The 13,166-nt window shown below is 51.5% G+C and carries 16 protein-coding genes; 5 read left to right on the plus strand and 11 right to left on the minus strand.

All coding sequences use genetic code 11. From position 1 onward, the window contains the following. Positions 1-162: 162 nt before the first annotated feature. Positions 163-438, plus strand: coding sequence for a DUF1471 family protein YjfY (yjfY, locus tag WC5_RS17120; RefSeq protein WP_000492914.1), 276 nt, complete (start codon positions 163-165; stop codon positions 436-438). Between the two features lie 74 nt (positions 439-512). Here yjfY and WC5_RS17115 read toward each other — a convergent pair whose 3' ends face one another. The 7 genes from WC5_RS17115 to ulaA form a co-directional block, all read right to left on the minus strand. Continuing rightward, positions 513-1,064, minus strand: a complete 552-nt coding sequence (locus WC5_RS17115) for a YagU family protein (protein ID WP_001008012.1) — start codon at positions 1,062-1,064, stop codon at positions 513-515. Between the two features lie 96 nt (positions 1,065-1,160). Continuing rightward, positions 1,161-1,847, minus strand: a complete 687-nt coding sequence (ulaF, locus tag WC5_RS17110) for an L-ribulose-5-phosphate 4-epimerase UlaF (protein ID WP_001170783.1) — start codon at positions 1,845-1,847, stop codon at positions 1,161-1,163. Then, positions 1,847-2,701: an L-ribulose-5-phosphate 3-epimerase UlaE gene (gene ulaE, locus WC5_RS17105; RefSeq protein ID WP_000949498.1), complete on the minus strand. Its 855-nt coding sequence runs from the start codon at positions 2,699-2,701 to the stop codon at positions 1,847-1,849. Before ulaE ends, ulaF begins: the two co-directional genes overlap by 1 nt. A 9-nt stretch (positions 2,702-2,710) precedes the next feature. Beyond that, positions 2,711-3,361, minus strand: a complete 651-nt coding sequence (ulaD, locus tag WC5_RS17100) for a 3-keto-L-gulonate-6-phosphate decarboxylase UlaD (RefSeq protein WP_000056749.1) — start codon at positions 3,359-3,361, stop codon at positions 2,711-2,713. Positions 3,362-3,374: 13 nt separating this feature from the next. After that, entirely contained in the window at positions 3,375-3,839 is a 465-nt protein-coding gene (ulaC, locus tag WC5_RS17095) for a PTS ascorbate transporter subunit IIA (RefSeq protein WP_000776505.1), read from the minus strand. A gap of 9 nt (positions 3,840-3,848) precedes the next feature. Next, positions 3,849-4,154 carry a PTS ascorbate transporter subunit IIB gene (gene ulaB / locus WC5_RS17090; protein ID WP_000218350.1) on the minus strand — a complete coding sequence of 102 codons (306 nt, stop codon included), beginning with the start codon at positions 4,152-4,154 and terminating at the stop codon, positions 3,849-3,851. Between the two features lie 15 nt (positions 4,155-4,169). Next, positions 4,170-5,567, minus strand: a complete 1,398-nt coding sequence (gene ulaA, locus WC5_RS17085) for a PTS ascorbate transporter subunit IIC (protein ID WP_001355100.1) — start codon at positions 5,565-5,567, stop codon at positions 4,170-4,172. Between the two features lie 354 nt (positions 5,568-5,921). Between ulaA and ulaG the strand changes: the two genes are divergently transcribed. Further along, positions 5,922-6,986 carry an L-ascorbate 6-phosphate lactonase gene (gene ulaG, locus WC5_RS17080; RefSeq protein WP_010351293.1) on the plus strand — a complete coding sequence of 355 codons (1,065 nt, stop codon included), beginning with the start codon at positions 5,922-5,924 and terminating at the stop codon, positions 6,984-6,986. Positions 6,987-7,094: 108 nt separating this feature from the next. After that, a complete protein-coding gene (ulaR, locus tag WC5_RS17075; protein ID WP_000133631.1) occupies positions 7,095-7,850 on the plus strand; it encodes an HTH-type transcriptional regulator UlaR in 756 nt (251 codons plus the stop codon). Here the strand turns inward: ulaR and yjfP are convergent. Continuing rightward, a complete protein-coding gene (gene yjfP / locus WC5_RS17070; protein ID WP_000571046.1) occupies positions 7,847-8,596 on the minus strand; it encodes an esterase in 750 nt (249 codons plus the stop codon). The two genes, ulaR and yjfP, sit on opposite strands and share 4 nt — an antisense overlap. 181 nt (positions 8,597-8,777) lie before the next feature. On the opposite strand from yjfP, the gene bsmA reads away from it, so the two are divergent. Beyond that, a complete protein-coding gene (gene bsmA / locus WC5_RS17065) occupies positions 8,778-9,107 on the plus strand; it encodes a biofilm peroxide resistance protein BsmA (protein ID WP_000254624.1) in 330 nt (109 codons plus the stop codon). A gap of 148 nt (positions 9,108-9,255) precedes the next feature. After that, positions 9,256-9,531, plus strand: a complete 276-nt coding sequence (yjfN, locus tag WC5_RS17060; protein WP_000811566.1) for a DUF1471 family protease activator YjfN — start codon at positions 9,256-9,258, stop codon at positions 9,529-9,531. A gap of 116 nt (positions 9,532-9,647) precedes the next feature. On the opposite strand, the gene WC5_RS17055 is transcribed toward yjfN, so the two are convergent. The 3 genes from WC5_RS17055 to WC5_RS17045 form a co-directional block, all read right to left on the minus strand. Next, entirely contained in the window at positions 9,648-11,273 is a 1,626-nt protein-coding gene (locus tag WC5_RS17055; protein WP_010351289.1) for an isovaleryl-CoA dehydrogenase, read from the minus strand. An 83-nt stretch (positions 11,274-11,356) separates the two neighbouring features. Continuing rightward, the gene (locus WC5_RS17050) at positions 11,357-12,520 is read right to left on the minus strand and encodes a glutathionylspermidine synthase family protein (RefSeq protein ID WP_000943937.1); all 1,164 of its coding nucleotides are present in this window, start codon (positions 12,518-12,520) and stop codon (positions 11,357-11,359) included. Between the two features lie 2 nt (positions 12,521-12,522). Continuing rightward, positions 12,523-13,161, minus strand: coding sequence for a DUF1190 domain-containing protein (locus tag WC5_RS17045; protein WP_000101663.1), 639 nt, complete (start codon positions 13,159-13,161; stop codon positions 12,523-12,525). Between the last annotated feature and the right edge of the window lie 5 nt (positions 13,162-13,166).

Raw genomic sequence — 13,166 nt, forward strand, 5'->3', positions numbered from 1 at the left:
GTACTAACCCGCTGATTTGAAGTTCATCACATTCCATTACGGTGCTTTTTTGAACAACAGCATCAGAAATGGTCACCATCAACTTCTTTATCATTGATTAAAATTAAATCAGAAGATCATCACAGAGGAGAGCACACAAAGACAGCCGTCGAGGAGGTATCTATGTTCAGCCGTGTTTTAGCCCTTCTGGCTGTGCTTTTGCTAAGTGCAAATACATGGGCAGCCATTGAAATTAATAACCACCAGGCCAGAAATATGGACGACGTACAGAGCTTAGGCGTGATTTATATCAACCATAACTTCGCCACTGAAAGTGAAGCTCGCCAGGCACTGAATGAAGAGACAGATGCGCAAGGCGCAACGTACTACCACGTGATTCTGATGCGGGAACCGGGGAGTAACGGCAACATGCACGCCAGCGCGGATATTTATCGCTAGCACCAGGTATAACCAACGAAACATTGCCATAGTTTGCTTTGCCCCCTTCTCAGGGGGCTTTTTTACGCGGACATTCAACGAATAGTAACTTCCGGATCCGGCTCATGGGTAATGCGATTACGTAAGTCGCGGCGCATTATTTCTATTACCCAGAACCAGAAAATATGCCCAAGAATTTCAGATGCATATTCGTCAAAAGGCAATTGAGTGAGCGGCGGCGTTAAATTCAGCGCCGGACAAAATATACCGTGAACTGCCACTGTCACAATAAGCCCAGCTAATATTCCCTGCCATAATTTCACTTTCGGGAAGATTTCCGCGACAACACAATACCCTATCGCAAAAACCAGTGAGAAGATGATATGCGTTACCATTACCGGGTTGATGATATGTTCCGAGAATGTATACACCGTTTGTGTTGGGTCAATACCTAAATAATCCCGTAAAAAGATATACGGCGGGTTAAATTCATCACGACCACCGGAAAATGTGCGTGGCGGCAACGGAACTTCCGCTCCCCATTTAACAAATGCTGAAATAATTCCTGAAAGTACACCCACAAGTAACGCAACGCCATAGCGGCGACGTTGCGGATCAGTTCTGACAAATAATCCACTGATAGCCATAAAACCACCTGTTGTTTATACGATTTTTTAACTGAAGCGGCCCCGGAATCAGACCAATTACATCCCGCAGGAGGCAATAATTCCGGGGCGCACTGCTTACTTCTGCCCGTAATAAGCGTTAGGACCATGCTTACGCATGAAGTGTTTATTCATCAGGTAGCTGTCGATGGGATTAAGCTGCGGGTTAATGCCGCGCGCAATCCACGCCATCTTCGCCACTTCTTCCATCACGACCGCGTTATGCACCGCATCGTGAGCATCTTTCCCCCAGGCAAATGGTCCGTGCTGATACACCACAATTCCCGGTGTATGCAGCGGCTCGGCATCGCCCAGCGTTTCGATAATCACTTTGCCGGTGTTCAGTTCATACTCGCCCTGCACCTCTTCTTCGCTTAATCCACGCGTACACGGGATGTCGCCAAAGAAGTAGTCAGCGTGCGTGGTGCCTAACGCCGGAATTGCCAGCCCCGCCTGCGCCCATGCGGTGGCATGAGTGGAGTGGGTATGGACAATGCCGCCAAGCGACGGGTAACGGCGGTAGAGTTCGAGATGCGTCGCGGTGTCTGATGAGGGGCGATACTGACCGTCCACCACCTTGCCACTCATATCGACCACCACCATATCGTCCGCTTTCATGGTTTCGTAGGCGATACCGCTGGGCTTGATCACCACCAGCCCGTGCTCGCGATCAATGGCGCTAACGTTGCCCCAGGTAAAGGTCACCAGCCCGTAACGCGGCAGATCCATATTGGCTTCAAACACCTGCTGTTTCAGCTTTTGCATTATGCCGCCTCCACCATACCTGCTTTGGCCATGCGCGCTTTCACCCAATCACGCGCTTTCGCCACTTCCGCCGCCGGGTCTTCCGCCGTTTCACTCCACATCTCAATCAGGTAAGGCCCGCAATAACCACTCTGTTTGAGCGTTTCAAAGCAACGTTCGAAATCCACCACGCCTTCGCCAAACGGCACGTTTTTGAAGACGCCCGGTTTGGTGTCTTTCACATGCACTGCGACGATATGCCCGATTCCGGCCTGCAACTCCATCTGCACATCGTTGTCCCACGCCGACAGGTTGCCGATATCCGGGTAGAGCTGGAACCACGGATTGTTGAGATAGTGCGCGTAGCCCAAAGCCTTGCTGATGGAGTTCATCAGGGGGTAATCCATAATCTCCATCGCCAGCGTCACCTGCGCGCGGCTCGCCATCTCGACGCTCTCTTTCAGGCCGTCACGGAAACGACGACGCGTTTCATTATTGGCTTCCTGGTAGTAAACGTCATAGCCCGCCAGTTGGATCACGCGAATGCCGACGTCCTGCGCGAACTGGATGGCCTTACGCATAATCTCCAGCCCCTGCGCCCGCACTGCGTCATCTTCACTGCCCAGCGGAAAACGACGATGAGCAGAAAGGCACATAGACGGCACGCGCACGCCGGTTTCCACAATTGCATTCACCAGCGCCAGACGCTGCTCGCGGCTCCAGTCGAGGCGCGACAGGCGATCGTCAGTTTCATCCACCGACATCTCGACAAAATCGAAGCCTAACGTTTTTGCCAGTTGCAGCCGTTCCAGCCAGCACTCCCCGGCGGGGAGTGCTTTTTCATAGATGCCAAGCGGGATTTGTTTAGACAACATATCCGCTCCTTAGCCCCACAGTTCGGCGATGGAACGTTTGAACTGACGTGCGGCTTCAACCGGAGAAGCGGCATCACGGATGCTGCGACCTGCGATAAACACATGAATCGGAATGCCTTTGAACAGCGGCAGATCTTCCAGCGCCAGGCCACCGGTGACGGTCACTTTGAAGCCCATATCGGAAAGGCGTTTGATCGCGGTAATGTCCGCTTCGCCCCAGGCCACGCCGGCGGCCTGCGCGTCACGGCTGCGATGATAAACCACCTGCCCAATGCCTGCGTCACGCCACTGCTGCGCCTGTTCCCAGGTCCAGTAACCGGTCAGTTCAATCTGCACATCACCGTTAAACTCTTTCGCCACGTCCAGCGCGCCTTTGGCGGTGTTGATATCCGCGCAGCAAATCACGGTCACCCAGTCAGCGTTGGCTTCGAAGCACATACGCGAAAGGATTTTGCCCGCATCGGCAATTTTGGCGTCTGCCAGCACAATTTTATGCGGGTAGAGTGCTTTAAGATCGCGAACCGCACGCACGCCTTCGCCCACGCACAGAATGGTGCCCACTTCGATAATGTCGACTTCTTCGGCAATCAGGCGAGTGGTTTCGTAGGCGCTATCCATAGTCTGGTTGTCCAGCGCGACTTGCAACATCGGTAATGACATCTTTAATTCCTTCTTAAGCTGCCGCGTTGGTGCGGTCAATGAGATCCAGTACTTCCTGCTCGGTACGGCAGGCGCGTAAACGGTCGAAATTCTCTTCATCTTCAAACAGGTTGACGATCTGCATGATGCCCACTTCCTGGTGAGTGTTGGCATCGACCGCCGCCATGGTGATGAGGATATCCACCGGATCGTTATCTTCGTGGTTGAACTCCAGCGGCTTTTTCAGCGTCACTAGCGCAAAACCGGTTTTCTTAACGCCCTCTTCCGGGCGTCCGTGCGGCATTGCCAGGCCTGGTGCGAGCACGAAGTACGGGCCGTGCTGTTCAACCGCATCCAGAATCGCCTGGTAGTAACGCGGCTCGACAACGTCTGCCGCCACCAGCAGGTCGACGCCAATTTTTACCGCGTCCTGCCAGGTTTCAGCTTCAGCCTGTAGACGGATAGATTTATTTTCCGCCAGCGAATCACGTAATTTCATGGCGCGTCCTTACTTCACGTCCTGCGGGAAATGTTCTTTGATCACTTCCAGCAGTTTCGGGCCAAAGTCGGCAGGAGAGAGCATGTTGCGCACACCAACGACATATTTGTTGCCGGTAACGGTGATTTCGCCCGCAATATGCGTAGAAGCGATGATGATATCCGCGCCGCTCAACTCGCTTTTGTATTCGCCAACCGCGCAGCTATTTACCGAGTGGTCGATGTTCGACTGGGTTAAAAACTGATCCACTTTCATCTTCATGATCATGGAACTACCTTGTCCGTTGCCACACACAGCCAGAATACGTACGGTCATAATCAAAACTCCTTATTAAGCAGACTGTTCTGCCAGTTGTTTTTCTGCATCTTCTTCTGCGCGCAGTGCGCGGCCAGCGAAGAACATATAAGCCAGTGCAATGACGATAATGACGGCCATAAAGGCGATACCGATGGAGAAGAAGCCCTGCATCATCGGTGGTGCCAGAATCGACCAGTCCGCCATGCCCATCCAGGCGCTCATACCGGTGAGTTTCACCGCCCAGACACAGCCAAAGATTTCGATCATCCCCATCACCAGACAAATCTTCAGCGCCGCGCGCCAGCCGCCAAAGTGGTTAGCGAACACGCCGATGGTGGCGTTGGAGAAGAACATTGGGATAAAGCCAGGAATAATCAGAATCGAAGAGCCGCAGGCAACCAGGATGCCAACCGCAATCAGCTGACCGATGGTGCCCCACATAAAGCCCCAGACCACGGCGTTCGGCGCGAAGCTATAGATAGCCGCACAGTCAATCGCCAGAACCGCACCCGGGATCAGGCGCTGGGAGATACCGTTAAACGCTTCAGAGAGTTCCGCCACAAACATGCGCACGCCCTGAGTGATGATGAAAATCGCTACCGCAAAGGAGAAACCGGTTTGCAGGATATAGACCGTCCAGTGCACTTTGCCTGCCATCGCCTGTACGGTGTCGATACCGAAGGAAAGCAGAATGGCGCCAAAGAAGATGGTCATCACAATCGCCGTGGAGACGATGTTGTCGTGGAAAATATTCAGCCAACCTGGCAGTTTGAGGTCTTCAACACTCTCCTCTTTCTTGCCCAGGAACGGCGCGACTTTGTAGGCAATCCATGATGCAAACTGCTGCTGGTGACCGATGGAGAAACCGCAGCCGTCTGTCACTTCCTGAGTTGGCTTGTACATCATGTTGGAGGTGATGCCCCAATAGAGCGAAACCAGAATCGCAGTGCAGATAATGGTCGTCCACATGGAGTAGCCGAAGATAAACAGCGTTACCGCAATCAGCCCTGCCTGCTGGAACATAATGTGACCAGTCAGCATGATGGTACGAATGCCAGTAATTCGACGCAGCAGCACGTAACAGATGTTCAACGCCAGAGCCAACAGCACCGCATAACCCACCCAGCTATAGGCATCACCCATACGTTCGATGGTCGCCATCATTGAGGCATAGGTATCTGAAATCGCACCGTTAATGCCATAAACTTCCGACATTTTCGCCACTACCGGTTTGAAGGTGCTGGTAAGGATGCCGGATCCTGCCTGCAACAACATGAAACCAATAATGGTTTTAATCGTACCTTTGATAATCACGCTGACACTTTTGCGCAGCAGGATGTAGCCCAGACAAGTCACAATACCCAGCAACAATGGGGCATTGGTCATGACCTGGTTAAAAAACACGGTAAAGATGTTGTAGAGGATCTCCATAACGATCTCCTGAAGAAGAGGTAACCGGGTATTCCACACACCCGGAATGTTGTGTACTCACTCTAATTTTCAAAAGTAATCACAACAAGATTATTTATGATTAAATGTGACGCGACACGCAAATAATTCCACAACGAAAGTATGCGATTCACATAAAGAAACAATTAATCATTTAAATTCATTAAGTTAACTTTATTACACATTCCATTAAATCTTTCCACAGCCAAAATTCACAACAACTTCCCAGGCCAAAAGTCAAAAAATGGTCATTGCCTTCCTGAAAAAATAGTGTCAGGATTAATCAAAACCAATCAATTATTGATTCGAATTGAACCATCATGAAGGTAAATGGCGATGAGTAAAGTGAAAAGTATCACCCGTGAATCCTGGATCCTGAGTACTTTCCCGGAGTGGGGTAGCTGGCTGAATGAAGAAATTGAACAGGAGCAGGTCGCACCAGGCACATTCGCGATGTGGTGGCTCGGCTGTACCGGGATCTGGTTGAAATCAGAAGGTGGCACCAACGTTTGCGTCGATTTCTGGTGCGGTACTGGCAAACAAAGCCACGGCAACCCGCTGATGAAACAGGGTCACCAGATGCAGCGCATGGCGGGCGTGAAAAAACTGCAACCAAACCTGCGTACCACGCCGTTTGTTCTAGATCCGTTTGCTATTCGCCAAATCGACGCCGTGCTGGCGACGCACGATCACAACGATCATATCGACGTGAACGTGGCAGCCGCCGTGATACAAAACTGCGCTGATGACGTACCGTTTATCGGGCCGAAAACCTGCGTGGATTTATGGATTGGCTGGGGCGTGCCGAAAGAACGTTGCATCGTGGTCAAACCAGGCGATGTAGTAAAAGTGAAAGACATTGAAATTCATGCGCTTGACGCGTTTGATCGTACTGCACTGATTACCCTGCCTGCGGATCAAAAAGCGGCGGGCGTACTGCCAGATGGCATGGACGATCGCGCGGTGAACTACCTGTTCAAAACGCCTGGCGGTTCCCTTTATCACAGCGGCGACTCCCACTACTCTAACTACTATGCGAAGCACGGTAACGAGCATCAGATCGACGTGGCGTTAGGATCGTACGGTGAGAACCCGCGCGGTATTACCGACAAAATGACCAGCGCCGATATGCTGCGTATGGGTGAAGCCCTGAATGCGAAAGTGGTTATCCCGTTCCACCACGATATCTGGTCAAACTTCCAGGCCGATCCGCAAGAGATCCGCGTGCTGTGGGAAATGAAAAAAGACCGCCTGAAGTATGGCTTCAAGCCGTTTATCTGGCAGGTTGGTGGCAAGTTCACCTGGCCGCTGGATAAAGACAACTTCGAGTACCACTATCCGCGTGGTTTTGACGATTGCTTCACTATTGAACCGGATCTGCCGTTCAAATCGTTCCTGTAATCGTGTCGTTTATACCGGATAGCGTAGAGATGTTCGCGCTATCCGGCGTAGTATTTCCTGGCTATTTCAAATATCATCTAAAAAAATCAAATTTTATCGGAATAGCTCATGACTGAAGCACAAAGACATCAAATTCTCCTGGAAATGCTCGCACAACTGGGCTTTGTGACTGTTGAGAAAGTCGTTGAGCGTCTGGGAATTTCGCCTGCTACCGCGCGGCGTGATATCAATAAACTCGACGAAAGCGGCAAACTGAAAAAAGTGCGCAATGGCGCAGAAGCCATTACCCAGCAGCGCCCGCGCTGGACGCCGATGAATCTGCATCAGGCGCAAAATCACGATGAAAAAGTACGTATCGCTAAAGCGGCCTCGCAGCTGGTCAATCCGGGCGAAAGCGTGGTCATCAACTGCGGTTCCACCGCATTCCTGCTTGGGCGGGAAATGTGTGGCAAGCCAGTGCAAATTATCACTAATTATCTGCCGCTGGCGAATTACCTGATCGATCAGGAACATGACAGCGTGATAATCATGGGCGGGCAATACAACAAAAGTCAGTCCATCACCTTAAGCCCACAGGGCAGCGAAAACAGTCTCTATGCCGGGCACTGGATGTTTACCAGTGGCAAAGGACTAACAGCGGAAGGGTTGTATAAAACTGATATGCTGACGGCGATGGCAGAACAGAAAATGCTGAGTGTAGTAGGGAAACTGGTGGTACTGGTTGATAGCAGCAAGATTGGCGAACGCGCGGGGATGCTCTTTAGCCGTGCCGATCAAATCGATATGCTGATCACCGGCAAAAATGCTAACCCAGAAATCCTGCAACAACTGGAAGCGCAAGGGGTCAGCATTCTGCGTGTTTAAAGATGTTGGCGGAAAAATGTCACAGCGGCATCTAACGCCTCGGGTGTAATACGGTGGCGCACGCCTGGCTGCCATGAACAGGTTAACTGTTTATCCCGTCCCGTTTCTCTTAATGCCTGCTGCAAACGTAGTGATTCGTCGGCAGGCACTACATCATCGTCAAGGCCATGCCACAGCAGGAGCGGCCTGTCCCCGAGTTGTTCCAGGTGGTTTGTCGCTTCCCACTCCACCAGTGGCGCAATAACATTATTAAATTCATTCTGTTGTGCTGCCGTTTCAGGTATTAGCGGTGGAAACAGTGAACGGGCAAGCGATGTGAAATAGCCCGAGCCCATCATGCTGGCAGTACATTTCACCGTTGGGTGGCGAGCGGTAATCCCCAGCGCCGTCATCGCGCCCATCGATGCGCCACCAACCGCCAGACGTTCATCAAGCAGCCATTTTTCTTCGGCTATTGCCGCACGTAAGGTAGTGAACTCCTGCATACTTTGTAGCAAGATTTGCCAGAATTGATTTAACCGTCGCGGTGCGTCGCCACTAAAACGGCTACCGTGATCGGGCGCATCCGGCATAATCACCCGCAAACCAGTCTGCGCCAGCGCGACGGCAAAATAGCTATATACCAGGCTGGATGAAGTAAAGCCGTGATAAAAAATCACGCATGGTAACGGGGTTTCTTTTTGCCCTGTGGGATAAGCGTGAAGAACGGGAATATCTGCCAGCACGCGCGATTCTAATTCAATCATCTGTTTCTCCTTTGGGTCTGGTATGACATGAACAAACCCTTAGCACAAGTTTCTGCTGGCAGTATTAGTTCATAATGTTGAGATGTGGATTACGCTTTCGCCACGTTTTCATTCGAAAATCGCGTACCAGGTAACAATTCGGGAACATTCCCCCAAAGTTAAATTAATAAGGCACTACACTATGGTTAGCAGGAAACATAATAGCGTTATTTCCCGGTTTGCCAGTTTATTATTGATGTTGATGTTAAGCGCCTGTAGCGCACTGCAAGGTACGCCACAGCCAGCACCACCAGTAACAGACCATCCGCAAGAAATTCGCCGCGACCAAACCCAGGGGTTGCAGCGAATAGGTAGCGTAAGCACGATGGTTCGGGGTTCTCCGGATGACGCATTAGCAGAAATCAGGGCGAAAGCTGTCGCTGCAAAAGCTGATTATTACGTTGTCGTCATGGTGGATGAAACCATCGTGACAGGACAGTGGTATTCACAAGCCATTTTATACCGTAAATAAATCAGACAACTTACATAGTAAGCTTTACATTGCTTTGCGTCCCTATGCGTTTACCTGTGCACAATAAATTACCGACTGGAAGCTCGGGCGTTTATTACCGCGATGGAATGCCCTGCAACATGTGGGGAAACGAAAAATGGAGCTGACGATGAAACAATTACTTGCCTCACCCTCGCTACAATTAGTGACTTATCCTGCGAGCGCCACGGCACAGTCTGCAGAATTCGCCAGTGCTGACTGCGTGACGGGCCTGAATGAAATAGGTCAGATCTCGGTTAGCAATATTTCAGGGGATCCGCAGGACGTGGAACGTATCGTGGCGTTAAAGGCCGATGAACAGGGGGCGTCATGGTATCGCATTATTACCATGTACGAAGACCAGCAGCCCGATAACTGGCGTGTACAGGCGATACTGTATGCATGAATGTCATCAACATCGAATGAACAATGCCGGATGCGGCGCCTGCGCCTCACCCGGCCTACAAATCTCATACACTTCATTTAGTGAAGCGAAAACAGCATCGCATCACGCATGAACGCTTACAAACACACACCTCCCGTCGCCCGCAGTAATAAATCATTCTGGATCTGCTCTGACAACCGTACGCTGCCGCGCGTATCTAACATCACCTGACACCACGCCTGCGCCATTGGCGGTGAAGCATATTTCAACATTTGTGCGCCGCAACCCAGCAGGAATAGCTGATGAGTGATCTCTCGCCCAAGCTCTTCAGTCGGTTTGCGCAGTTGCTGCTGTAATCGACGAACCGCGCGATCAAAATAGCGATCCTGCCCTTTCACTTCCATAAACGCTTCCGCCAGTAAATCGTATACACCAGCCTGCTTATTGAGCACACGCAGAACATCCAGACACATGATGTTGCCAGAGCCTTCCCAGATGCTATTTACCGGCATCTCCCGGTAAAGACGCGGCAGCTCGCTCTCCTCGCAATAACCAATGCCGCCCAGCACCTCCATCGCTTCGGCCACAAACGGCATACCACTTTTGCAAATCACAAACTTCGCCGTTGGAGTGAATAGGCGCGCCCACAGGGCTTCTTTAGCATCGGCACGCCGATCCCACGCTCGCGCAAGACGAAACAGCAACGCCGTTTGCCCTTCAAGCAGAAGTGCCATACGACTTAAGACATGACGCATAAGGGGCTGTTGGATCAATGGATTACCAAAAACATGACGTTGATGTGCATGATAAATCGCCAGCGAGAATGCACGGCGCATCATGGCATGGCTACCCAGGGCGCAATCAAAACGCGTCATCCCGCCCATTTTCAGGATCAGGCGAATACCTTCTCCTTCCTGACCCAATAACCAACCGATGGCATCCTGAAACTCCACTTCGCAACTGGCGTTGGAGCGATTACCCAGCTTGTCTTTCAGCCGCTCCAGGCGAATCGCATTCCGTTGCCCATCAGGCAGAAAGCGCGGCACAAAAAAGCAGGACAACCCCCCCGTGGTCTGCGCCAGCACCAGATGCGCATCGCTTTGCGGCACCGAGAAAAACCATTTATGCCCCACCAGCCGATAAGAACCATCTTCCAGACGTTCTGCCCGAGTGGTATTGCTCATAACATCAGAGCCGCCCTGCTTTTCCGTCATTCCCATGCCAATCAACAGGCCGCGTTTTTGCCCGCCGGGTAATAGGTGGGAATCGTAGCGATCGCTCAACAACGGCGTGCTCCAGTCCTTAAACGGCGCAGGTAGCATCTGTAACAACAATGGCATGGCGGCAAAGGTCATGGTTATCGGGCATAACGATCCGGCCTCAACCTGCGCGTGTAACATAAAACGCGCTGCCCGCGCCACAAATGCGCCAGAGCGAGCGTCTTCTTCCCAGGCCAGATTGTGCACCCGATTGGTACATAACGCCTGCATCAGCAGGTGCCAGGCAGGGTGAAAACGCACATCGTCCAGACGGCGTCCCTGCGCATCGTAGCGCAACAATTCAGGCGGATTCACATTTGCCAGCCGCCCCAGTTCAAGGGATTCAGCCGTTCCTAGTTGCTGACCAATACTGGCAAGAAAATCGCTATCCCAGCCAGCACCTTCACGCGTTACCGCTTCGCAGAGCGCGCCATCAGACAGGTATAAGTTGCTGTTATTTAATGGTATCGGTTGATTGAAAACGGTGTGAGTTTGCCAGTGCACTGTGTCTCCCTCCATCAATGGCAGTCACCATTAGTATGGTCACTGCCACGGATTCCTGACAGAAAGAGATTGCTAAAACATTCTTAACCAGCAATGTAATGCGGAACAAAACGCGAGGTGTCTTTAGTGATCAGCGTGTTATCTTCACGGATCCCCATTCCGCACGCTTCATCATCGACAACCCAGCTACCAATCAGTGTGTAGCTATCGCCAAATCGCGGCAGCGGTTGAAACGCCTGGTAGATCATCGGTTCATCGGCGTAATCACCATCAGCATGGTCAACGACATTATTCTGACCGTTGAAAATGGTGACGTTACCACCTTCGCGCGAGTAGATCGGTTTACGTACGTAGCTTTCGCCAGCGGCAATCTGCGGTTTTTCGCCCTCAAACCAGGATGCCAGAAGGTTAGGATGCCCAGGGAAGAAACGCCACAGCAGCGGCATTAACCCTTTATTGCTCAATATGCTTTTCCATAGCGGCTCCACCCATTGCTCACGGCGCTTGCGCAGCAAAGGACCGTTATCGTCACGCATCATCCACTCCAGCGGATACAGCTTAAATGCACGCTGGATGACGTTATCATCAAGATCGGTCAACACGCCGCCGACGCCCAGACCGAGATCTTCAATGTAGATAAACCGTGACTCCTGCCCTGCCTGCTGAGCACAGTCCTGCAAGTAGAGCACGGTAGTCCGGTCTTCGTCGGTATCCTGACAGCAGCAAAAATAAAACGGCTCCCGGCTATAAAGCTCGCTAAAGCGCGAGATCAGGCGTTCCTGAATGGCATTGTACTGATCGGCGTCACGTGGAATAACGCCGCTGCGCCGCGCATCCTCCAGCCATAGCCACTGGAAATATGCCGACTCATACAACGAAGTCGGCGTATCGGCGTTGTACTCCAGCAGCTTCACCGGCGCATTACCACACCAAGCAAAATCCATACGGCCATACAGCGAAGGATCGCGCGCACGCCAGCTTTCAGCGATCACATCCCAGTACAACGGCGGGATCGCCAGTTGCGTCAGGATCTGTTCATCTTTAACGGCACGATCCACCACCTCAAGACACATCTGATGTAACTCTGCGGTTGGTTTTTCGATCTGCTCTTCTATCTGGCGCAGAGTAAAGCGATAGGCCCGACTCTCATCCCAATAGATCTCATTATCAATGATATGAAAGTCGAAACCGTTGTCGGCGGCGATCTGGTCAAGATCCTGCCGTACAGGGACGTTATGTCTCAGCATAATTACCCTCCCCAATGCCCACGGGCGCTGGAAGAACGACCATAGCCGCCGCGAGAAACCGTTGAGGCTTTTCTGGTGGTAAAGCCGCCCGAGGAGTAAGACTCTTTTTTGCCAGAACCGGACCGCCAGGAGTAATCACCGGAAGTGCTGCGCCAGACGGGGCGCGAAGCAAATGAGGATCCTCCGCTGTTATAGACGAACGGCTCATCGCGATCTTTACGAATAACCCGGCTTAACAAAAATCCTGAAATGACTGGAATCCAGCTCTGTTCAACATTGTCGTAGTAGCAATTTTCGTACTTAGACTGACAATTCTGCTGAGTCATATTCTTCGGAACATCGGCATAAAATGCCGCTTTGGCATTGTTCCAGCCACGCGCACAGATGTCTGAATTATTACCATCATCAATACAATCCTGCACTGTCGAATAAAACGTTCCGTCGCCGTCGTTATCGACGTCGCTACTATCGGCACATCCTTTCAATACGAAAAAAGCGGCACCGCCCATTAGCGCCAACGTTAAGTATTTTTGTGCGTAACGATTGCGACGCGGTTCAAAAGGATTATTCGGTCTACCAATGCGACTGATCGCTCCGTGACCAATTTTACTGTTATTTCTTGATTTGCGTTTTCTGGCCATGATCG

Origin of the sequence: Escherichia sp. KTE114 (genome assembly GCF_000407765.1) — a bacterium.
Lineage (GTDB): Bacteria > Pseudomonadota > Gammaproteobacteria > Enterobacterales > Enterobacteriaceae > Escherichia > Escherichia ruysiae.

Bases quoted from the DNA above. Each gene is read 5' to 3' on its own strand.
- WC5_RS17115 (WP_001008012.1), bottom strand. From the start codon at position 1,064: ATGGCTATCAGTGGATTATTTGTCAGAACTGATCCGCAACGTCGCCGC.
- ulaC (WP_000776505.1), bottom strand. From the start codon at position 3,839: ATGAAATTACGTGATTCGCTGGCGGAAAATAAATCTATCCGTCTACAG.
- ulaA (WP_001355100.1), bottom strand. From the start codon at position 5,567: ATGGAGATCCTCTACAACATCTTTACCGTGTTTTTTAACCAGGTCATG.
- WC5_RS17050 (WP_000943937.1), bottom strand. From the start codon at position 12,520: ATGCTGAGACATAACGTCCCTGTACGGCAGGATCTTGACCAGATCGCC.
- ulaR (WP_000133631.1), top strand. From the start codon at position 7,095: ATGACTGAAGCACAAAGACATCAAATTCTCCTGGAAATGCTCGCACAA.
- bsmA (WP_000254624.1), top strand. From the start codon at position 8,778: ATGGTTAGCAGGAAACATAATAGCGTTATTTCCCGGTTTGCCAGTTTA.
- ulaB (WP_000218350.1), bottom strand. From the start codon at position 4,154: ATGACCGTACGTATTCTGGCTGTGTGTGGCAACGGACAAGGTAGTTCC.
- ulaG (WP_010351293.1), top strand. From the start codon at position 5,922: ATGAGTAAAGTGAAAAGTATCACCCGTGAATCCTGGATCCTGAGTACT.
- ulaD (WP_000056749.1), bottom strand. From the start codon at position 3,361: ATGTCATTACCGATGTTGCAAGTCGCGCTGGACAACCAGACTATGGAT.
- yjfN (WP_000811566.1), top strand. From the start codon at position 9,256: ATGAAACAATTACTTGCCTCACCCTCGCTACAATTAGTGACTTATCCT.
- ulaF (WP_001170783.1), bottom strand. From the start codon at position 1,847: ATGCAAAAGCTGAAACAGCAGGTGTTTGAAGCCAATATGGATCTGCCG.
- WC5_RS17045 (WP_000101663.1), bottom strand. From the start codon at position 13,161: ATGGCCAGAAAACGCAAATCAAGAAATAACAGTAAAATTGGTCACGGA.
- ulaE (WP_000949498.1), bottom strand. From the start codon at position 2,701: ATGTTGTCTAAACAAATCCCGCTTGGCATCTATGAAAAAGCACTCCCC.
- yjfP (WP_000571046.1), bottom strand. From the start codon at position 8,596: ATGATTGAATTAGAATCGCGCGTGCTGGCAGATATTCCCGTTCTTCAC.
- yjfY (WP_000492914.1), top strand. From the start codon at position 163: ATGTTCAGCCGTGTTTTAGCCCTTCTGGCTGTGCTTTTGCTAAGTGCA.